15 protein-coding genes and 1 pseudogene are annotated in these 20,572 nt (G+C 51.2%); 13 read left to right on the forward strand and 3 right to left on the reverse strand.

The window, feature by feature from the left end; translation table 11 throughout:
- The first annotated feature begins 28 nt into the window (after positions 1 to 28).
- Positions 29 to 2,065, forward strand: coding sequence for a PAS domain S-box protein (locus ACLSSQ_RS03830; RefSeq protein WP_416243831.1), 2,037 nt, complete (start codon positions 29 to 31; stop codon positions 2,063 to 2,065).
- 109 nt (positions 2,066 to 2,174) lie between these two features.
- Here ACLSSQ_RS03830 and ACLSSQ_RS03835 read toward each other — a convergent pair whose 3' ends face one another.
- Positions 2,175 to 4,046, reverse strand: coding sequence for an ATP-binding protein (locus ACLSSQ_RS03835; RefSeq protein WP_416243832.1), 1,872 nt, complete (start codon positions 4,044 to 4,046; stop codon positions 2,175 to 2,177).
- A 140-nt stretch (positions 4,047 to 4,186) separates the two neighbouring features.
- On the opposite strand from ACLSSQ_RS03835, the gene ACLSSQ_RS03840 reads away from it, so the two are divergent.
- The 10 genes and pseudogenes from ACLSSQ_RS03840 to moaA all read left to right on the forward strand — a co-directional run bounded on the left by ACLSSQ_RS03840 (position 4,187) and on the right by moaA (position 15,939).
- Positions 4,187 to 5,593 carry a sigma-54-dependent transcriptional regulator gene (locus tag ACLSSQ_RS03840; protein WP_416243833.1) on the forward strand — a complete coding sequence of 469 codons (1,407 nt, stop codon included), beginning with the start codon at positions 4,187 to 4,189 and terminating at the stop codon, positions 5,591 to 5,593.
- 1,029 nt (positions 5,594 to 6,622) lie between these two features.
- Positions 6,623 to 9,397, forward strand: coding sequence for a molybdopterin-dependent oxidoreductase (locus ACLSSQ_RS03845; protein WP_416244280.1), 2,775 nt, complete (start codon positions 6,623 to 6,625; stop codon positions 9,395 to 9,397).
- A 35-nt stretch (positions 9,398 to 9,432) separates the two neighbouring features.
- Positions 9,433 to 10,434: a 4Fe-4S dicluster domain-containing protein gene (locus ACLSSQ_RS03850; RefSeq protein ID WP_014235272.1), complete on the forward strand. Its 1,002-nt coding sequence runs from the start codon at positions 9,433 to 9,435 to the stop codon at positions 10,432 to 10,434.
- 66 nt (positions 10,435 to 10,500) lie between these two features.
- Positions 10,501 to 11,211 carry a cytochrome c family protein gene (locus tag ACLSSQ_RS03855; protein ID WP_014235271.1) on the forward strand — a complete coding sequence of 237 codons (711 nt, stop codon included), beginning with the start codon at positions 10,501 to 10,503 and terminating at the stop codon, positions 11,209 to 11,211.
- A 62-nt stretch (positions 11,212 to 11,273) separates the two neighbouring features.
- Positions 11,274 to 11,948: a molecular chaperone TorD family protein gene (locus tag ACLSSQ_RS03860; protein ID WP_014235270.1), complete on the forward strand. Its 675-nt coding sequence runs from the start codon at positions 11,274 to 11,276 to the stop codon at positions 11,946 to 11,948.
- Between the two features lie 83 nt (positions 11,949 to 12,031).
- The gene (locus ACLSSQ_RS03865; protein ID WP_014235269.1) at positions 12,032 to 12,880 is read left to right on the forward strand and encodes a chlorite dismutase family protein; all 849 of its coding nucleotides are present in this window, start codon (positions 12,032 to 12,034) and stop codon (positions 12,878 to 12,880) included.
- A gap of 179 nt (positions 12,881 to 13,059) precedes the next feature.
- Positions 13,060 to 13,635, forward strand: coding sequence for a NapC/NirT family cytochrome c (locus tag ACLSSQ_RS03870; RefSeq protein ID WP_014235268.1), 576 nt, complete (start codon positions 13,060 to 13,062; stop codon positions 13,633 to 13,635).
- Positions 13,636 to 13,689: 54 nt separating this feature from the next.
- Positions 13,690 to 14,550: an ethylbenzene dehydrogenase-related protein gene (locus ACLSSQ_RS03875; protein ID WP_014235267.1), complete on the forward strand. Its 861-nt coding sequence runs from the start codon at positions 13,690 to 13,692 to the stop codon at positions 14,548 to 14,550.
- Between the two features lie 60 nt (positions 14,551 to 14,610).
- Positions 14,611 to 14,754 (forward strand): annotated as a pseudogene (gene tatA / locus ACLSSQ_RS03880) (twin-arginine translocase TatA/TatE family subunit); the annotation flags it as partial.
- 213 nt (positions 14,755 to 14,967) lie between these two features.
- Positions 14,968 to 15,939 carry a GTP 3',8-cyclase MoaA gene (gene moaA, locus ACLSSQ_RS03885; RefSeq protein WP_014235266.1) on the forward strand — a complete coding sequence of 324 codons (972 nt, stop codon included), beginning with the start codon at positions 14,968 to 14,970 and terminating at the stop codon, positions 15,937 to 15,939.
- A gap of 571 nt (positions 15,940 to 16,510) precedes the next feature.
- On the opposite strand, the gene ACLSSQ_RS03890 is transcribed toward moaA, so the two are convergent.
- Positions 16,511 to 17,365, reverse strand: a complete 855-nt coding sequence (locus ACLSSQ_RS03890; protein ID WP_014235265.1) for a hypothetical protein — start codon at positions 17,363 to 17,365, stop codon at positions 16,511 to 16,513.
- Positions 17,366 to 18,167: 802 nt separating this feature from the next.
- Between ACLSSQ_RS03890 and ACLSSQ_RS03895 the strand changes: the two genes are divergently transcribed.
- Positions 18,168 to 18,500, forward strand: coding sequence for a hypothetical protein (locus ACLSSQ_RS03895; RefSeq protein WP_014235264.1), 333 nt, complete (start codon positions 18,168 to 18,170; stop codon positions 18,498 to 18,500).
- Positions 18,501 to 18,971: 471 nt separating this feature from the next.
- Here the strand turns inward: ACLSSQ_RS03895 and ACLSSQ_RS03900 are convergent, their stop codons facing one another.
- Positions 18,972 to 20,048 (reverse strand): integrase, encoded by a 1,077-nt coding sequence (locus ACLSSQ_RS03900; protein WP_014235263.1) that lies wholly within the window; start codon positions 20,046 to 20,048, stop codon positions 18,972 to 18,974.
- Positions 20,049 to 20,338: 290 nt separating this feature from the next.
- On the opposite strand from ACLSSQ_RS03900, the gene ACLSSQ_RS03905 reads away from it, so the two are divergent.
- Positions 20,339 to 20,563 (forward strand): PP0621 family protein, encoded by a 225-nt coding sequence (locus ACLSSQ_RS03905; RefSeq protein ID WP_130459156.1) that lies wholly within the window; start codon positions 20,339 to 20,341, stop codon positions 20,561 to 20,563.
- Positions 20,564 to 20,572 lie beyond the last annotated feature (9 nt).

A 20,572-nucleotide genomic window follows, 5' to 3' on the forward strand; every position in this document is an offset into this window, starting at 1 on the left:
CGGCTCTGATTGAACACAGAAATAGAATATGAAAATAGATCGGACCGCTCTGCAAATTGCCGGACTGTATGCCTTGATTGGTATCAGTTGGACTATTTTTTCAGATCAAATTCTTCTCGGATTGACTCCAGATCTGTTTGTTTTCTCGTGGATAGGCACTTGGAAAGGTGTTGCTTTTATCTTTGCCTCTGCGTGCATCATTTATCTGATTTCAAAGCCACGAGTGCGAATTGAAAATCGAGCGTCATGGAATGGAATCAGTGAGCCGGGAGCAGGTTCTCTGGTTCTTGTTTTTGCGGTTTTGGCTGGAGTGATTTTGCTCGCTGGTTTTGTGCTGGTGGCTCAAATGACAGCCAAACAACGAGATCGCGAAATTGAACGTTTGCAAGCTATCGCCGATCTCAAGGTCAGTCAGATTTCGGCTTGGCTTGCAGAACGTGACGCAGATGCCAGAATGATTTTTAACGACGATTCTCTGGTCAATTTGTATCTTGAGTGGCGACAGTCGGAGTCAACGCTAGCCCGACGCCGCCTTGTGGAGCGACTGCAAGCCTATAAAAAATCTAAAGACTATATTGAGGTCGTTTTGCTTGGTATAGATGGTGATCAATTCTCGACTAATCCCAGTTCAATAAATTTGACCAAGCTCCCTGCTGTGCAAGGAGCAGTGAAAAAGGCCCACACAACGGGCCAGCTTATTAATACGGATCTCTATCGAGACGAAGAAGGAAAACTGGGGCGAGTGCATCTGGATTTCGTGGTGCCGTTACGCTCGGGGAGCATGAAACACGAAGTGACAGTTGTGATACGTACCGACCCCAATCGGTTTTTATTTCCATTTATCCAGTCCTGGCCTATACCAAGTGCGACTGCTGAAACGCTGTTATTTCGCCGCGAGGGTAGCAACGTTTTGTTTTTGAATGAGTTGCGGCACCGTTCTGATACATCTGTACGCTTGCGTGTTCCGGTGAATGAAAAAAACTTGCTGGCATCTCAAGTTCTTCGTGGAGATGCACTTCCCGATCAAGCAGTTGAGGGTGTGGATTACCGAGACATTGCTGTGTTAGGGGTTGTGAAAGCTATTCCCGGAACCCCATGGTTTCTCGTTGCGAAACTTGATAAAGGCGAACTCTATTCCGGGGCCAAGCGAGATGCCGGCTGGATTGCCTTGGCCGACATCCTAGCTTTGATCGTAGCCGCAGTAGCCACTATTTTTATACGTCAGCGTGACGAACTTCGACACGCAGCAATCCAGCGCCAGGATCAGGTGGAAAAACTTCAAGCACTGCAGTTGTTGGAAGCGATTGCCGAAGGCTCAAATGACGCGATATTTGCAAAAGATTCCAATGGGCGCTATCTCTTACTTAATCGTGAGCTTTGCCGTTTTCTGGGTAAGAGTCGCCAAGAATTATTGGGGCGAGATGATTGCGAAGTATTCCCCGCCGAAGATGCTCAGAGGATCAGAAGCGATGATCAAAAAGCAATGCGAAGCGGCCTCATCGAGTGTGCAGAAGAATCATTGCCGACAACAGGAGGTCGGCGTACTTTTCTTACAACCCGAGGTCCATTGCGCGACCAGGATGGAAAGGTGATCGGTGTTTTTGGCATAGCGCGCGACGTCACAGAACGAAATTTCCAAGAGCGAGAAATTAGAGCAGGAGAGTCTCGTTTTCGGGCGATCTTCGATGGAGTGAACGATGGAATTGTTCTCCACGACATCGCCAATGGAGTGATTCTGGAGGGCAATGTTAGGGTTGCCGAAATGTTCGGCTATGGTCGCCAAGAAATTAGACAACTCACAATTGCCGATTTAAGTTCAGACACGACTCCATTTACGCGAGACGTGCTTTCCAAATGGCTTGAACGTGCAAATCAAGGTGAGTCACCCATTTTCGAATGGATGGCTAGGCACAAGGACGGACATCTCTTTAACGTTCAGATTAGTATGCGAATGGCTGAAGTATCAGGTAGATCATGCGTGATAGTGCTGATACGCAAACTGCGCGATCGGGACGAAATTAACCAAATTGACCTGCTCCCAGAGATTAGTCCGGCGGTGATATAGGTCTGCCTTGATTAACCGCAGACTCCAAGTCCATTCCGGGACTAAATTGCGGAGCAGATCAAAATATAATTGGGTCATTCAATACCCCATTCCGCACAAGATGTTGCATTTAGCTAAGTTCGCCGCTTTGTGGCGAGTCATCCGTCCCTTCTTGGGTTAGCGGGAGAACGACAACAACGGTCGTTCCGTGGCCTCGTTCCGAATCCAGATAGACCCGCCCTCGGTGTTGAGCGACGATACGCTGCACTATTGCCAGTCCCAACCCGGTTCCTCTGGCATTAGTAGTGAAGAAAGGATCAAATACCTTGTCAGCAATTTGGGGGGAAATACCAGGACCATCATCTTCAAAACGAATTTCTACGGACGGTTGTGATTCATGTAGGAGGCAGCGAGTCCGAATTGTTATCAGCCCCCACTCAGGTACGGCATAAATAGCGTTTCCGAGTACATTTTGAAACAACTGTAATAATTTATTTCGGTCAGCCATGATCGTGGGCAGCTTTTCCTCCCCTTCCATGCGGACTTCCACGGATTTTCCAGTTATTTCCGGCAAAAGTGATACCGACGCCGCCCTGAGCGTATCTCCCAGATCTACCCAGTCAAATTCTGCAGTACCTGGGCGCGCATAAGTCAGCATGTCATTCAGAATTGTCTCCATGTAACGAACCTGACGGAGGGCGATCTCGCAATTCTCTATTTGCATATCTCCTTCCTTTCGATGGTGTTCGTCGAGTATCTGAAGATTCATTTTGACCGATGACAGCGCGTTACGTAGATCATGAGCGATCATCGAGGCCATCTGTCCCATTGCGCTTTGCTCGGAGTTTTTTCCGGCTAGGTGCAATTTTTCGGCCATCCGCGTCATTGCCCGACTGAGAGTTCCGATTTCATCATTGTTGTTCGCCGGGATCACAATATTTTGGTCACCTGAGGCAATGCGGTTAGCCGCCTTGATTAAAACATCAATGGGCCTTAGGAGTCGGCTTGTTGACACAGACAGTGTCAACAGCATCAGGAGTCCAATGCTTGCAACTGCAATAGCAAGTTGCCTTTGAAGGGCAGCAGCTTTGATCTCCAATTCAACTAGGGATATCACCCCTCCTACCACCAATACATTCTCAATTTCATTCCCTTCACCAACATTCAAAGTCGCACGACGAATACCCAACATCGTTGCAATTGCGGGAAACTCCATAATTAATTGAGGTTTAGCCCCAGACAAAACTTGATCCCAAGTCTGAGCCAACTGGAAATCGCGGATTGCGTTGGCAGCCTTTTGAGTATGGCTACCTGACGTCTCCGGACGGGACTGGTAAAGGTATTGACCAGCACTATCAGCAATCCAGTAAGCAATGCCATCATGCGCTTTACCTAATGTTCTAAACACTTGATCGATAGCAACAACCACAGCGATTGCACCGATTACATTGCGGTCCTTGCCGCGAACTGGGATGCTGACGAAAAACACCCTTTCTCCACTTGTTTCATCGCTCAGGTTTCTGGTTTGCTCGTTGAAATTTCTGAGGCCCTGCTTTTCTGCCAACAATGACTCAAAATTCCAATTAGCAGTTGGCTGATCCACCATGGTGTGAACTACGTTATCGTTCCGCAAACTAACCAATACGCGATGAGATCCAGTGGCAGAGTCCAATAACATCTTCACCTGTCGATAGGCGTGCCTTTCCCGCATCATGATATCGAGTTGGTCCGCAACTTTTTGAAAGCCATCAACACTAGGCTCGGTGTTCTCCTCCATCATGTATCGCGCCCCTCCATCGGCGAGCATGGATAGATCGCTCTTAACCATGTCGATGGTGCTCTGGAGTATGCTTGCCTCCCGCTCCACGCTATCAATTACGCGCTTACCCTCTAATCCGTGAAGTGCATCAGTTGCTGCGCTCCAGGTTAGAACAATAGTAATAACCACAGAGAGTCCGGTGACTAGTAGCGTGATCAATAGAAGTTTTTTTGCAATACTCATGGCAAGGAAGGCCGTATCAGAAAATTGAGATTGATCAATCTAGCTCACGGAAAGTTAGTTCTACCCATCCAGCGGTTCGAGCAACGGTGCATCCCGAGAGGCGTTCGCTTAGGGATTCCGAGGATGTTCTTGAGCAAAAAATGGCGGGAGATCGTGAATTGATACACATACTTATTGTTGATGATGACATGGCGATATGCCAGACACTGAAATCTCATTTTCAAAAAAGCGCATTTCAAGTATCGCTGGTGAATACTGCGGAAGAAGGGATTAATGTCGCACTATCCAGCAATATTGATGCCATCATTTCTGACATTCGCCTGCCTGCAAAAGGAGGCCTTGATCTTTTGCGAGAGGTCAAAGCAGAAAAGCCCGAACTACCGATCATCATGATTACAGCGTTCCACGACATGGAGATGACCGTGGCGGCGATGCAATGCGGGGCTATGGACTATGTTCCAAAGCCCATCGACCTTCCTGAATTAGACGCAGCGGTTAGTCGAGCGCTCTTTGCTTCGAGTCGTTCGGAACATGTGACTGGTGACCCGCTGATCATTGGAGCGACAGATGTAACCCCAACACAAATTGTGGGTCAATCATTTGCGATGAAGGAGGTCTTCAAGACTATCGCTCTTGTGGCGCAGAGCAGGGTGACGGCTTTAATTCTCGGCGAGTCCGGGACAGGAAAAGAGTTGGTTGCCAGAGCAATACACAATGCAAGTGCCGAAAAAGATATGCCTTTTATTGCAGTAAACTGCGCAGCATTGGTTGACTCCCTCCTTGAGAGTGAACTGTTCGGCCATGAGCGAGGTGCTTTCACTGGCGCCGTCAATGCACATAAGGGAAAAGTTGAGCAAGTAGGAGAGGGGACTTTGTTCCTGGATGAGGTCGCCGAATTGACCCCCCTTATTCAAGGCAAGCTACTGCGTATCTTGGAAGCACGGGAATATAGTCCGGTAGGCAGTGCACAAGTTAAAAAAAGCAAAGCCAGATTCATAGCGGCAACAAACGTAGACTTGCAAGCAAGAGTTGCCTCAGGTGAGTTTCGCGAAGATCTTTTTTACCGCCTCAACGTTGCTTCCATCAATCTCCCACCGTTGCGAGAGCGACAAGGAGACATGCCAAGATTGATCGATTTCCTTCTTCGGAAGATCAATCGTGATCTACGAAAAAACATACGTAGGGTGTCTGGTGAAGCCATGGCTTGCCTCAACGCCTTCGCATGGCCGGGTAATGTTCGGCAACTTGAAAATGTGCTCATGAAAGCAGCGGTAATGGAACGCGGCGACATTCTCACCATTGACCGCCTTCCGCCGGAATTAAGGTGCTCACGAATGCCCATATCAGCATCGGGGATTGATGCTCCCATCCCGAAAAACCTTCTTTCTCTTAGGGAAATGGAAAAAAATCATATCGTTCACGTACTGGAAAAAACCGGTTGGCATAAAGGTCAAGCCTGTGAAATTCTCGACATTTCTCGACCTAAGCTTGAACGACGTATCCATGAATTTAATCTCAGCCCTCCTGATCGTACAAGTGGCAATTGAGTGGGTTGCATCTTCTGAAGATTTTCTGGTGTGTGAAAATCTTTAGGCTCGTCATGGTTCATGCCGAAAGAATCCGGATTTTTGAAATCGATTTCATGACATGCACGTAGATAGGCAACAGGACATCCGTAGATTTTGAGTTTGAGGTGGTCGGTACCAAGCCCCTTTGCCCGTCGCCACCTCTGCGCGATAGAGACGTCGCAGCCCTCTCGCCTGGCCGTCGTGATTGGATGGTCGGCATGGGCGCAAGTGCCTGAGCGGTACGACTGCAAAGGCTTCACGAATTTCGCCAAGCCGATGATTTTGGCGGCCGTTACCAGACCCAGTCATAAGGGTGGGCGACCGTGTCAGCGGAGGAGCATGTTGAACCCGCAGGTGCAGCAACTGCTCATTGAAGGGGTAGAGTGCCAGGAGCGACTGGTTCTGGATTAGCAACTGGTATAGCTCGGTTTGGTCTGGGCGCCTGTGCGTACTGCTATTGGCGGGCACCAGCCACAGATTCCTCCTCGAAGATCTGCTGACCGGTCAGATCGTAGCGATTTGTGCTTCCTAGAACTGCGCTCTCCGAGAATCGCGGATCACCATTGCTGAAGACCTTCATGGCCTGTAAGCGGTCGAGTCTGATGGCGGCTATTGCAAGCATCTCGACGGAATAGACACCAGTTGGATACTAGCTATCTAAATGTGCCGCCCTCAAATGACGAAGAGCACTTTTCCAAACTGTACTTAGCCAATAAAGAATTGAACGAAACGTTAAATCTCATTTCGTTCAATTTAACGAAATGAATGCCGTTGGTTTTTTGAAACTGATGCCCACTCAGAGGTTTTGTTGACTTAGGTCAATAAACCACAATTTAAGTGGGGATTCTGACCTGATTTTCAGGCCGCCAACCATTGGCATGCTCATTGCTGATCCCTTCGAAGTTGCTTACGACCGAATACCGAGTCTCAGGGGCTCTGAACAACGCGCAAGCGAAGTACGGTTCGGTGCTCGGTCAAACAGTAGATAAGGAGATGACAATGGTTCAAATGACTCGTAGAGGCTTCCTGCTAGCCTCTGGTGCTACGCTTTTGGGAAGTTCTCTAAGTTTAAGAACCTTAGCTGCGGCTACAGATCTTAGCGGAGCTTTCGAATATTCGGGATGGGAAAACTTCCATCGCACCCAATGGTCCTGGGATAAAAAGACGCGTGGCGCTCACCTCGTCAACTGCACTGGCGCCTGCCCGCATTTTGTCTATAGCAAGGATGGCGTGGTCATGCGTGAGGAGCAGTCAAAGGATATAGCTCCCATGCCCAACATTCCCGAGTACAACCCGCGTGGATGCAACAAGGGAGAGTGTGGTCACGACTACATGTATGGGCCGCATCGTATCAAGTACCCGTTGATCCGCGTCGGCGAACGCGGCGAAGGAAAGTGGCGGCGCGCTACCTGGGATGAGGCGCTCGACATGATTGCGGATAAGGTTGTCGACACCATCAAGAACCATGCACCGGATTGCATCAGTGTTTATTCGCCGGTGCCCGCAGTCTCGCCTGTGTCGTTCTCGGCAGGGCATAGATTCGCACACTACATCGGCGCTCATGCTCATACCTTTTACGATTGGTATGGCGATCACCCTACCGGCCAGACCCAGACCTGCGGGGTCCAAGGCGATACCTGCGAAACTGCCGACTGGTTCAATTCCAAATACATCATTCTCTGGGGGTCGAATCCTACACAGACGCGAATTCCGGACGCCCACTTCCTTTCTGAGGCGCAGCTAAACGGCGCCAAAATCGTCAGCATTTCACCGGATTACAACTCGTCGACAATTAAGGTCGACAAATGGATTCATCCGCAACCGGGAACTGATGGCGCTCTGGCGATGGCGATGGCGCACGTCATCATCAAGGAAAAACTTTATGACGCGCACAGCCTGAAAGAGCAGACCGATCTTTCCTATCTGGTGCGTAGTGACACCAAACGCTTCCTGCGTGAGGCAGATGTCGTAGCAGGGGGCTCAAAGGATAAGTTCTATTTCTGGAACGCGAAAACTGGCAAGCCGGTTATCCCGAAGGGTTCCTGGGGCGATCAACCGGAAAAGAAAGGTTCACCGGTTAGTTTCTTGGGGCGAAACACCTTTGCCTTTCCCAAAGGCTACATCGATTTAGGTGATCTTGATCCTGCGCTCGAAGGCAAGTTCAATATGCAGTTGCTGGACGGCAAGACTGTTGAAGTCCGGCCTGTTTTCGAGATTCTCAAGTCGCGCCTCATGGCTGACAACACGCCAGAAAAAGCTGCAAAAATCACAGGTGTGACAGCAAAAGCGATCACCGAACTGGCGCGTGAATTTGCCACAGCCAAACCCTCAATGATTATCTGTGGCGGTGGGACGCAACATTGGTATTACAGCGACGTGCTGTTGCGTGCCATGCATCTTCTGACCGCACTGACGGGTACCGAGGGCACGAACGGCGGAGGCATGAATCACTACATCGGCCAGTGGAAACCAGCCTTCGTGGCGGGGCTTGTGGCACTAGCTTTCCCTGAGGGGGTGAACAAGCAACGCTTCTGCCAGACCACCATCTGGACCTACATCCACGCCGAAGTCAACGACGAGATTATTAGCTCCGACATCGACACGGAAAAATACCTGCGCGACTCGATTACTACTGGCCAGATGCCCAATATGCCTGAGCAAGGCCGTGATCCAAAGGTCTTCTTTGTCTATCGAGGCAATTGGCTGAATCAGGCCAAAGGCCAGAAATACGTGCTGGAAAATCTCTGGCCGAAGCTGGAGTTGATTGTCGACATCAACATTCGCATGGATTCAACCGCGCTGTATTCAGACGTCGTGCTTCCGTCGGCCCATTGGTACGAGAAGCTGGACCTAAACGTAACTTCGGAACATTCCTACATCAACATGACCGAACCGGCCATCAAGCCGATGTGGGAATCGAAAACTGATTGGCAGATTTTCCTGGCTTTGGCCAAGCGAGTGGAGATGGCGGCCAAACGCAAGAAATACGAGAAGTTCAATGACGAGAAGTTCAAGTGGGTGCGCGATCTTTCCAATCTTTGGAACCAAATGACTATGGATGGAAAACTGGCCGAGGACGAAGCAGCAGCCCAGTACATCCTGGACAATGCGCCGCAATCTAAGGGCATTACGATACAGATGCTGCGTGAAAAACCACAGCGTTTCAAGTCGAACTGGACGTCACCTCTGAAAGAGGGCGTGCCTTACACGCCGTTTCAGTATTTCGTGGTCGACAAGAAGCCTTGGCCCACCTTGACCGGACGCCAGCAGTTCTACCTAGACCACGACACGTTCTTCGACATGGGCGTCGAGTTGCCAACCTACAAGGCACCGATAGATGCCGACAAGTACCCGTTCCGCTTCAATTCACCGCATAGCCGTCACTCGGTTCACTCGACGTTCAAAGACAATGTCTTGATGCTCCGATTGCAACGTGGCGGCCCCTCAATTGAAATGTCTCCTCTAGATGCAAAGCCGCTCGGTATAAAGGATAACGACTGGGTTGAGGCTTGGAATAATCACGGCAAGGTCATTTGCCGGGTCAAGATTCGCAATGGCGAGCAGCGTGGGCGGGTTTCCATGTGGCATTGCCCTGAACTGTATATGGACCTCCTCACAGGAGGGTCTCAGAGTGTCTGTCCTGTGCGCATTAACCCGACCAACCTCGTCGGCAATTATGGACATCTCTTTTTCCGACCCAACTATTACGGCCCCGCCGGATCTCAGCGGGACGTGCGTGTCAATGTAAAACGCTACATCGGCGCCACGCCCATCAGTTTCTAGTCAGATCCGCTGATCAACAGAACAGGATATTAATCATGGCTAATGTGATGAAAGCGCCCAGGCGCCAACTGACCTACGTAACCGATTTGAACAAATGCATCGGCTGCCAGACCTGCACCGTGGCGTGCAAGAAATTGTGGACGACGGGACCAGGTCAGGACTTCATGTACTGGCGAAATGTCGAAACCGCGCCGGGCTTGGGTTACCCCAGGAACTGGCAGACCAAGGGCGGTGGCTACAAGAACGGTGAGCTGCAAAAAGGAAAAATCCCACCGATGATCGACTACGGTATCCCGTTTGAATTCGACTATGCCGGTCGGTTGTTCGAGGGCAAGCCAGGACGGGTGCGACCCAGCCCTACGCCACGCTCTGCGCCCAATTGGGACGAGGATCAGGGCGCCGGGGAATACCCTAACAACTCGTTTTTCTACCTGCCGCGCATGTGCAACCACTGCACCAAACCGGCGTGCCTGGAGGCCTGCCCGAATGAGGCAATCTATAAACGAGAGCAGGACGGCATCGTCGTAATCCACCAGGACAAATGCAAGGGCGCGCAGGCTTGTGTCCAGTCTTGCCCCTACGCCAAGCCCTATTTCAATCCGCTGACCAATAAGGCCAACAAGTGTATCGGCTGCTTCCCGCGGATTGAACAAGGCGTGGCGCCGGCCTGCGTTGCTCAATGTGTGGGTCGTGCCATGCACGTCGGCTTTGTCGACGATGTCAACAGTTCTGTGTACAAGCTCATCAAGCAATACAAGGTAGCTTTGCCTCTGCATCCTGAGTTTGGCACCGAACCTAACGTCTTCTATGTGCCGCCTGTACTTGGGCCGCGCATTGAGATGGCGAATGGCGAACCGTCTACAGATCCTAAGATTCCATTGGCTCAACTGGAGGGGCTGTTTGGCAAACAGGTGCGTGACGTGTTGGCGATCCTTCAATCCGAGCGCGAGAAAAAAATGAAGGGGCTGGCTTCGGATTTGATGGATGTGCTGATCGGTCGTCGCAGCACCGACATGATGATTTCTCCTTTGACCTAATGTTGCAATGGAGCGGCCGCACGGGCCGCTTTTTCCTACCAGTCGATTCTTTCGAGATTGCCCGCCATGATAAAAACTCTTGCTCTCGCCACCTTGCTTTTTTCGGGTTTTCTTCCCGGAGTGACGGTGGCGCAACAAGCGGAATACCTTGGTTTTCGCGCATGCACTAAATGTCACGACTCCCAGGGTGATACGTGGCGCGCTTCGGCACATGCGAAAGCCTTCGATTCGCTGAAGCCGAACGCAAAATCCGAGGCGAAAACCAAAGCCAAACTTGATCCCAAAAAAGATTACACGCAGGACAAAAACTGCGTCGGCTGCCACGTAACAGGTTACGGCGAACCAGGTGGATTTGTCCTGGGGGCTTCTCCGGAGGATATGAAAACCGTGCTCGGGGTCACTTGCGAATCCTGCCATGGTGCAGGAGGAAAGTTTCGAAATCTACATGGTGAGGCTAGTGACAGATTGAAGAATCGGGGAGAAACCAGCGCGCGGAAGCCACTGGTAGATGCCGGCCAGAACTTCGATATGGAAAAAGCATGTGCGCGTTGCCATCTAAATTACGAAGGCTCATCGAAGTATGAAGCAAAGGCTCCATTTACACCATTCTCCCCGGCCGTCGATAGCAAGTACCAGTTCGATTATCTCAAGTCGGTAACTGCAACTGGGAAAAGCAATCCTGTACATACCCACTTCAAACTGCGTGGCGTATTCAAGGGCGATCCAGTGCCGGCTGTTCGCGCAACGCTTCAGGAAGATGCGCCTGAGCCCGAATAACGCTGAAAGTAACACCAGGGCGTTTTAACAACCTAGATCCTGTTTAGGAAATGAGGAATCAAATGAATAGCCTTGTCGACAAAGCTGTTGTTGCGAGAATCGACCGTTCATTAGAACGTAGCCGTGTATATGGCCTGCTTGCTATTGGATTAGGATTTCCTGATCTCGAAAGCCATGCCGGTTTTTCGGACGGTCGGCTAATTATTGAGATGCAACAGGCGCTAGAGGTCTGTATGCCCGATCTGGCTGATTATTTCAGCGAGCAGATTTCTCCTCGCCTTAAGTTGACGTGCTCTTTCGAGGATTTCGAAGCTTTGTTTCTTACTGCCTTCGAGATAAACACGCCGGTACCCAGCGCAGCCTTGTATGAGGGTGTACATGTTCAGCAGAGTAACCGTCCGGCGTTAATCCTCGAACTAAAAGGCTTTTATCGGAATTTCGGACTAATTATGGATGCCCGAGGAAATGAACTCGAAGACACGCTTACCGCTGAGCTTGAGTTTATGCATTTTCTTACGGCAAAACAGGCACAGGCAGAATTGGAAGGCCTGCCACCAAATGCATACCAACGGGCTCAGCGAGATTTTCTGGAGCGTCACTTGGTGGTTTGGCTACCTCTTGTGCGCGCAGAGGTAAACGCAAAGGTGACAACCCAGTTTTTTGTTGCTTTGACAGATCTGGCTGAAAAATTTGCAGAGGCTGATCTGCAAGAAATTCTGCGGGAAATTGATTCTTAGAGCCGACTCGCGAAGGAGTTTGTGTATGAAAACTCCAACACTTTTTTAGATTTCATTTATTCATTTCACACAAGGAGATATCCATGACAAACATATCAATTCGCAGTTTCAAATTGAGTCTCATTGCCACTACTATCGGAGCGGCCATAGCGATGGCTTCCTCACCTGTTGTAGCTCAGCAGGCAATGCAACCCATGCAACCTATGAAAATTGAGCGAGGAACTATCCTGACCCAGCCGGGGGTCTTCGGCGTTTTCACAATGTTCAAATTACGCCCGGATTGGAACAAGGTGCCAGCAATGGAACGTAAGGGTGCCGCAGAAGAAGTTAAGAAACTAATTGAGAAGCACAAGGATAACGTTCTGGTTGATCTCTACCTGACACGTGGCCTGGAAACCAATTCTGACTTTTTCTTCCGCATCAACGCCTACGACTTGGCAAAAGCCCAGACCTTCATGCGCGAATTCCGCTCGACTACTATCGGCAAGAATGCCGATGTTTTCGAGACCCTTGTCGGTGTTACAAAGCCCTTGAACTACATCAGCAAAGACAAGTCTCCTGGGCTGAATGCGGGGCTTAGTTCGGCTACCTATAGTGGGCCGGCTCCACGATATGTGATCGTAATTCCCGTCAAGAAAAACGCGGAATGGTGGAACATGTCGCCGGAAGAGCGTTTGAAGGAGATGGAAGTTCACACGACACCTACCTTAGCCTATCTCGTGAACGTCAAGCGCAAGTTGTACCACTCAACTGGCTTAGATGACACCGATTTTATTACCTACTTTGAGACTGATGATCTGACCGCATTCAACAATCTGATGCTCTCTCTGGCACAGGTTAAAGAGAATAAATTCCACGTTCGCTGGGGCAGTCCGACTACGCTCGGCACCATTCACTCTCCGGAAGATGTGATCAAGGCGCTAGCCGATTAACCGAATGGCTGTCCCTCTCAAGCTCAAGCGTGCCAGGAACAGCCTTGCCGCGAACCTTGGGCTCTTGCCCAAGGTTCGCTAGCCATACGCTGCAGCATTCGAGCACTTGAGTTACTGAAGCTCACCTTGCTTGTTTCAGATCGCGGAGTAACTGACTCGCAATTAAGTATGCCAATTTAATGAAAAACATTCTCAAATCGCTGCGCCAACCAAGCACTAAATATTCACTATTGGGTTTGCTCTCGGTTGGCTTTATCGCAGGCATTTTTTTTTGGGGGGGCTTTAATACAGTAATGGAAGCCACCAACACGCTTGAATTTTGTATTTCATGTCATGAAATGCGTGACAACGTATATCAGGAATACAAGGAAACCATTCACTTTGCCAATCGAACTGGCGTTCGCGCTGTTTGTTCGGACTGCCATGTACCCAAAGATTGGGGGCACAAAATGATGCGCAAGATCCAAGCGAGTGGCGAAGTCTACGGCAAACTTATGGGAACCATTGATACCAAGGAAAAGTTTGAGGCCAAGCGCCTCGAGTTAGCCGAGCACGAATGGGCGCGAATGAAAGCCAGCGATTCGCGCGAATGCCGCAACTGTCACAGTTTCGAAGGCATGAATACAGAAAAACAAAAACTTCGCGGCGCGAAAATGCACAAAATCGCCCAAGACGAAAAAAAGACCTGTATCGATTGCCACAAAGGTATTGCCCACCGCAAGCCGAAAGGTATGAAAGAGGATGATGACGAGTGATCGTCCTCGCATATCCCTGACACCAATTATCGACAAATCGTCTGGAGTATTTAAATGAAAAAAAGTGCTTTATCAGTAGCTATTTTGGGTACCGTATTTTCCCTTGGGTCTCAAATCGCAAATGCCGCGCCGGACTGGAGCAAAGTTCCGAAAAGAGATATTCAGGTGTTCCATCCTGGTGTAACTCCGATTGAATGGATTGCTAAGAAATCTGATCACAGTGGTCGGACCGGACTGATTAAAGGAGAAAGCTGCGTTGGATGCCACGAAGAAAAAGGCGGACTTAATTTTGATATGAAACGCTTGGCGGGAAAGGATCTGGAGCCGTTCGGTGCTCCAAAAACGATGAATTTCCCTGTCTCTATGCAGGTTGCGTACGACAAGGAGTACGCCTATATCCGCCTGACTTTCAAGGCCCCTGCTGGAGCAGCCAATACCGCCGACAAGGAGAATGAAGTCAAGGTTGCTGTTATGTTTGCCAATGACAAAGTTTCGGCTGCCTCCGGTGACAAAGCGATTCCGGGCGACCAAGTTGGTTGCTGGGCAACCTGTCACGCAGATGCGCGCACTATGCCCGGGGCCGACGACAAAAAGACGAAGTACGTAAAGGATGGTGCCTATGAACTGATGCAGTGGAAGAGTTCTAAGGGGGCGAAGGTTGTTGATGGATCTATTAGCGATAAGCGCAATATGGAAGGCGGCACGACCGGCGCGAAGGCTGAAGGGGTTAAGGCGGGGGATATGTACACCGTCACTTTTACACGCAAGTTTTCGGGTGCCTTAGCTGAGGGCAAAGCCGTGCCGTTTGGCATTGCGGTACATTCCGATCATTCAACCGGTCGCTTCCACCATGTTTCGCTTGGCTACAAACTTGGTTTTGGCGCTGATGGCGATATTAAAGCCATTAAGCAGTAAGTGTTTTACCGCGCCAGCATTCTTTGGGGACGAAATGCAGAGGGCGTTTTAGGACAAATGATGGGGACTCTTAGTCTTTGGCATTGGTTGCTCGTTCTGGCCATCATTCTCCTTATTTTTTGGACCAAAAAGCTGCCCAATATTGGTCGGGATTTAGGTGGCGCAGTTAGGGGTTTCAAGGAGGGCGTATATAAGGTGGACTCCCTCAATCGGGACAAAACCTAAGACGCGCGGTGCTTAAACGGCATTCCATGCGGAGTGACGTATAGCCAACCTATTGCGATTAGGAAGGCCGCCCATTTCAGACCAAAGTCTGTCAGTGTTTCTGTTGATAACACGATGCAACAATGTCTTATTGCATATTTTTAGTCGATGGCGCGCAAGAGTGTGCACCTACTTTGGTGAAGTCATGAGTCGATGTTAATTGATGGTTGTGGTCGTCGGATAGACTATCTCCGATTGTCGGTGACTGATCGTTGCGACTTGCGATGCGCGTATTGCATGCCGCCAGAGTTTGACAATTATGAAATTCCCGATAATTGGTTGACGCTCAGTGAGATTGTGCGGATATGCAAGATATTCATTGATCTTGGGGTTTCCAGGGTGCGTCTTACCGGTGGCGAACCCTTGGTAAGATCCAGAATCGGAAATCTAGTCCGAGATGTCGGGCAACTCCCGGGATTGAATGATCTTTCCCTTAGTACCAATGGCACACGATTGGCGCAATTTGCGTCTAACCTTCTGGCCTCCGGTGTTACGCGCCTGAATGTCAGCCTTGATACGTTGTCGCCAAGTCGATTCCTGACGTTGACTCGGCGCGATGCTTTGCACGATGTCCTCGCAGGACTCGAGGTCGCACGAGAGAGTGGATTTCGCCTGATTAAGATCAACATGGTTTGGTTACCCGAATTCAACGGTGACGAACTGGATGCAATGATCACGTACTGCATGGAACGCAATTTTGTGTTGCGCTTGATCGAGAACATGCCAATGGGAGATAGCGCACGTCAACTTGGTACCTCGTCCCTCCAGCCTCTAATCGGCCAACTTAGAGAGCGCTTCCAGTTGGTCGATCACATCGTTGCTGGTGGAGGCCCTGCTCGTTATCTTGCGACCCGGGATCGCTCATTCTCGGTCGGCTTTATTACGCCGATGTCCCAACACTTTTGCGAGGCATGTAACCGTGTCAGGGTTTCGGTAACTGGCACGTTGCATCTATGTCTTGGTCAGAATGACCGTCTCGACCTATTGCCAATGTTGCGTGGAGGATCGAACGATCAGGAAATCGCCGATCAAATTCGTGCAGTAGTTATGCTAAAGCCATTGAGACATGAATTCGAGACGAATCCCAAGAAGATCATTCGTATCATGGCCTCTACCGGCGGATAATTAGCGCTCTGGCGTCTGTAAATGTGCGGCTTCATGCGTGGGAATGAACATCGGTTTAAGGCTACCGTACTATAGTTTCCAACACGATTATCCGGTGTGGGTACCAAGTCTAAATTGAAGAATTCGATAACCGGCCGCTAGGTTTGATCAAGATTGGATGTTTTTCGCCAATTGGTTGAATGGCGGTAAAGCGAACTACTTCTGCCGCTAAACCAGTAGGTCGTGAATGGCCGTTCTGGCCGAATTACGGACGTTCAGCTGATGCTTTCCAAGCAGCTCAGGGTGCGAACTTATCATGGGATATTTGGGGTTGAGGACTGGGGCAATAGCTCCCAGTTCTCAACCAAGCACCAAGCACCAAGCACCAAGCACCAAGCACCAAGCACCAAGCACCAAGCACCAAGCACCAAGCACCAAGCACCAAGCACCATGCACCATGCACCAATCTCCGGGCCACCGGTTGAATCGCCCCGCCTTCAGTAGTCGATATTTACAGAGTAGAAGGGTAATTCCCTTTTCTGGTTGTTTGATCTTCTGGTCGGGGCGAGCCTAGCGTCTCGCGGCAAAAGCTTTAAAGACTCGGATCGAGTGGGATGTTGCTAAGGAAGTCAGAATTGTGGGAATGCGCTTGCCGAAATTGACCGTTCTCATGGAGGATGAAGCGGACACCTTGGGATATAAAGGAGGGCGTATCGTAGTGGTCTTTGGGAGCCCAATGTCCTCGGTTATTTTTTTCCCACACTGTCAAAGTGCTCCCTGGCGCCATTGCCGCACGGTAGCGGCGTTCTATAGCAGGGGCGTCGGTTACGATCACAAACTCCGCATAGAGCGGTCCCTTTTGGGGATCAAGCCCCTTTCCAACTGCCAGGACGAATTCGTCCAAGCGGCGCTCCCACTTTGCCGTTAGCTCCACCTCGACGGCTGTTCGGCGCCCATCCCAAGCAATCCACACCACATCCGGGCGTTTCTGGCCGGGTTTGTCGCCGTCCGGAGCCACGAAACGTTCCGTCAGGTAGTCGTGGATGTTCCCATTTTCGAGTTCTTGAACAGTGATCTGTTGGGCCAGGAGATTGTGGCGGATCAGCTGTTGGTTCACTCGGTAGGGATCCAATTCAGGATACGGCGCCAGCTTGTCAGCAAATCGCTCAGCCTCCTGGTAGCCAGATTTAGTCAAAGTGAAAATTGCTCTCGGTGTCCCAGATTCTGTTTTTGTGGCAACTAGGAGGCCACGCCTCTCTAGCTTTTTGGCATAGCCGCCAGCTGTCTGGTCTGCCACCTGCCGAATAATTTCAGCGCTCGAATATCCCCAGCGGTAGACCCACGTTAGGACGGCTTGGCGCTTCTGGATGCTCCTCTCGTGGGGAGATTGCCCGCCCATAAAGTCCATAGCGCGGGGTGGTTTTTTTTTGAGCTTTCCTTCGGACATTCCTTTGACCCTTGTATCGTTTTTACAGATACGAACCACCATAGCAGGTCGGATATGGTGATTTCAGCGAAACTCCTCCGTCCCTGCGGGACTCCGCGCCCTGGGTCGTCCCTGCGGGACTCCTTGCCGGGCTTGGGCTCTGGGCCGATGGCCCTTCGCGCCCTAGGTCGGGGCTGCGCCCCTCCTTGCCGGGCTTGACGGGGCCGCCGCGCAAAGCGCGGCTACCCCCCTTCGGGGGCTTCGCTGCGCGGCTGCGCCTCTTGCTCGGTCCCTACGGGACGCATACCCACCCCTTTTTTCGTCGCTTTGCTCTCGAAAAAGGGGACCCCTGGTATGCCCTTCCCTCGCCGTTGGCTCGGCCCGAACGGGGGTAGCCGCGCTTCGCTCGGCGGCCCGGGCTTCGCCCCCATCCGGATGCGGCGGGCCAACTCGGCTGCGCCTCGCAAATGGCCCCCCTTACCCGACGGCTCCCCCACCGGGGCGGCTGCCCCGGCCCCGGGGGAAACTGTGTTTCCCCCCATGTCCCCCCAACTCGGCTGGTTCCCAGCCTCGCAAATGGGGGCACATGGCTCCCCCGTGCCTGTCCGGCGCTCCTGCTGGCGCTGGGCTTGGCCAGGCTGGTGGGCTCGGAAACGCCGTCACATGCTTCTCATGTCTCCGGATGACAGGCGTCCTCGGGTGACGCTGTCGTGACGTGACAACAGATTGATTATATTGAATATTTATTGATTTTTTGGTGTCGTGTTGATAGGCTAAATCCATTGGCTCGGTGAGCCAAATGCCAATCGTCAGGGAGCCCAGAATGGTTACGCGAGTTTTTCAGGTGGTGATCGCGGTTTTAGTTTTCCCGTACTTCTTTGCCAAGAGCCTTTTTAGAGAACAGGAGTGGGATGTTGCTTTGGGGGGCGTGGCAGTGATGGGCATGTTCATTCTTTTGGCTTTATTTCTTCTCCCGTTTTCCGTACCAGCCATCGTCTCCAAGGCGGGAATTGCACTATTTGTCATCTGTGCCCTGATATGCACCGTGGTGTTCGATGATTGGGTCATGCTAAATAGGGAGCAGCGACGTACTAATCAGCTGTTGGAAGAAATAAAGAATCAGAGAGCGACCATTAAGGGAGATGAGAATAAATGAGTCTGTTCTGAGTCTTTTGTCTGCTGCTTTTATCTACTGCGGTACAGGCTGCCGAGGTGACCTATTCTTTGAGTGGAGATTTCTCTCCTTCCTGCCTGACGGGGAAATGGGTTTTTGTGGTCGCCACGGACTCTGTCGTGAAGGATAGGGTGGTGGGAACGTTAGTTAAAGCAGGTGTCAGCCTGGCAGAGCGCCCGGAGGATGGCGTCGTACTGTTGATTGAAGGCGCCCTACCTCTCTCTAAGACCGGGCGGCCAGGGCTGGCAAGCAGGGAGGCAACGTAGAGCGCCCCGCAAATGTGCTAACGATCTCTATGTCGGGCTTGGATTTGCTGGCCGAAAACAGCGATCAAACCCTTAAACGGCGACCAGAACAGATTCCAGCCATTCTGGAATCCTTCCGTGAAGCCGATTTTTATTTCTCTGAAATGACTCATGCCTTGCTCCAGGGTAGGGGCGTTATTGCAGTTCGCTAATCCAATTTAAGGGCTAAGTCTGACGCTTTGGGGTGATAGTAGCGTTTCAGCATTCGGATGTCTTTGTGTCCCGTGACCGCGGACAATTCCAAGATATTGTCCAGTTTCTCAGCAATTCTGCTGGTGGCTTCATGGCGAAGATCATGAAGCCGTAAGTCCAAGAGTCTATCGTCAGGGCGAGTGCCGTTCCTCTCACATTCTGCAACATAGTCAGCACGTGCCCGGTTTCGTGCCCGCTCAAACCCTTTTTTAACCGCATCAGCTGTGATGGGGAACACCAGGCCGCTGGGGTCATGCGGAAGTTGTCGTAGCGTAGCTGCTGCTAAAGATGACAAAGGAACCGTCCTTGCATCCCCGTTCTTTGTTTCCGGGAGATGGGCTGTTCGTTCTTCGAGACTTACGTCCTCCCACCTGAGAGAAAGCAGCTCTCCACGCCTCATTGCAGTATGTATAGCTAGCTGCACAAATGGTTTGATCCATGGGTTGCGGCTACCTTTGCGATATTGCTTGGAACCTTCATGATCGTCAGCATGGTCTTCCAGGGCTTGCATTAGTCGCGTCTCTTCGTCCCAGTTCAATCGACGCTCTCTTGCTTTAGCGGGGCGGGGGCGTTCAATTAGGGCGACGGGATTTTCTGGAAGGTGAATTCCCCAAGCTTTTCTTGCTTTCGTGACGGCAGAGCTAATGATGTCTATCTCTCGTCTTACAGTGGCCGAGGACACCAATTTTTGACGTCGCGCTATGAAGTCAGACAAGGCAGATCCGGACAGCGCACTCATCTTGTAGCTGGAGATACGATCCTTCAATAGCGCATTGATCCGGAACGTCTCGGCGTCTCGGCCTTTATGGGACGGCACAACTTCATCTCGGAAGCGGCAGAGAACCTGGGCCAGGGTATTCTTATCTGCCTCACGGCGATCTTGGAATAACCCCCTGTCCATCTCGCCTTCTATGTCTCTGGCCCACTTTTCCGCTTCCCCCTTCGTGTTGAACGTCCTAGTCTGGTTTGGGTAGCCTTTACGTCGCACTTGGCAGTGCCACTGGAAGTCGCCTTTCTTTCGGATTGTGGCCATGGGGCTTTCCGGGTGTTGTCTGTGCCAATATTGTGCCATTAAGTCTATAAAAATGGCTATAATCCGCAATATTACTTATATTTGGCTAGCGTTCGGGACGCAGGAGTCGGAGGTTCGAATCCTCTCACCCCGACCAATTTTCAGAAAAGCCACTCATCCGAGTGGCTTTTTTGTTTTCCGGGTATCGGTGGCCCTTGGAGTGCAGCTGTTCTTCGCCGGCCCCGGGCCTCGTGGCCGTGGTGGAGCCTCTGCTATGCTGTCGCTCTGATTGCTTGTGCAGCCGGAATGCCATGTCCAAGTTTCTGTTGTTCATTCTTTTTGTCGGCCTCGCCTGGTGGTGGTTCAGGGGGCGCGGCGTATCGCGTGGATTGGGCGGTGGGGCCCCCGTCAACCCGCCGGTGGAGCGGATGGTGGTGTGTCGTGGCTGTGGCGTCTATCTGCCGGAAAGCGATGCTCTGGTGGTTCGGGGGCATCCCTATTGCTGCGCCGAGCATGTTGTTCGTGACGATGGCTGAGGGCGTGCC

Source organism: Azospira sp. APE16, assembly GCF_047901315.1.
GTDB classification, from domain to species: Bacteria; Pseudomonadota; Gammaproteobacteria; order Burkholderiales; family Rhodocyclaceae; genus Azospira; species Azospira oryzae.

What these genes read in the sequence shown, in the direction of transcription:
- ACLSSQ_RS03830 (WP_416243831.1), top strand. Translation starts at nt 29, where the DNA reads ATGAAAATAGATCGGACCGCTCTGCAAATTGCCGGACTGTATGCCTTG.
- ACLSSQ_RS03835 (WP_416243832.1), bottom strand. Translation starts at nt 4,046, where the DNA reads ATGAGTATTGCAAAAAAACTTCTATTGATCACGCTACTAGTCACCGGA.
- ACLSSQ_RS03840 (WP_416243833.1), top strand. Translation starts at nt 4,187, where the DNA reads ATGGCGGGAGATCGTGAATTGATACACATACTTATTGTTGATGATGAC.
- ACLSSQ_RS03845 (WP_416244280.1), top strand. Translation starts at nt 6,623, where the DNA reads ATGACTCGTAGAGGCTTCCTGCTAGCCTCTGGTGCTACGCTTTTGGGA.
- ACLSSQ_RS03850 (WP_014235272.1), top strand. Translation starts at nt 9,433, where the DNA reads ATGGCTAATGTGATGAAAGCGCCCAGGCGCCAACTGACCTACGTAACC.
- ACLSSQ_RS03855 (WP_014235271.1), top strand. Translation starts at nt 10,501, where the DNA reads ATGATAAAAACTCTTGCTCTCGCCACCTTGCTTTTTTCGGGTTTTCTT.
- ACLSSQ_RS03860 (WP_014235270.1), top strand. Translation starts at nt 11,274, where the DNA reads ATGAATAGCCTTGTCGACAAAGCTGTTGTTGCGAGAATCGACCGTTCA.
- ACLSSQ_RS03865 (WP_014235269.1), top strand. Translation starts at nt 12,032, where the DNA reads ATGACAAACATATCAATTCGCAGTTTCAAATTGAGTCTCATTGCCACT.
- ACLSSQ_RS03870 (WP_014235268.1), top strand. Translation starts at nt 13,060, where the DNA reads ATGAAAAACATTCTCAAATCGCTGCGCCAACCAAGCACTAAATATTCA.
- ACLSSQ_RS03875 (WP_014235267.1), top strand. Translation starts at nt 13,690, where the DNA reads ATGAAAAAAAGTGCTTTATCAGTAGCTATTTTGGGTACCGTATTTTCC.
- moaA (WP_014235266.1), top strand. Translation starts at nt 14,968, where the DNA reads ATGTTAATTGATGGTTGTGGTCGTCGGATAGACTATCTCCGATTGTCG.
- ACLSSQ_RS03890 (WP_014235265.1), bottom strand. Translation starts at nt 17,365, where the DNA reads ATGTCCGAAGGAAAGCTCAAAAAAAAACCACCCCGCGCTATGGACTTT.
- ACLSSQ_RS03895 (WP_014235264.1), top strand. Translation starts at nt 18,168, where the DNA reads ATGGTTACGCGAGTTTTTCAGGTGGTGATCGCGGTTTTAGTTTTCCCG.
- ACLSSQ_RS03900 (WP_014235263.1), bottom strand. Translation starts at nt 20,048, where the DNA reads ATGGCCACAATCCGAAAGAAAGGCGACTTCCAGTGGCACTGCCAAGTG.
- ACLSSQ_RS03905 (WP_130459156.1), top strand. Translation starts at nt 20,339, where the DNA reads ATGTCCAAGTTTCTGTTGTTCATTCTTTTTGTCGGCCTCGCCTGGTGG.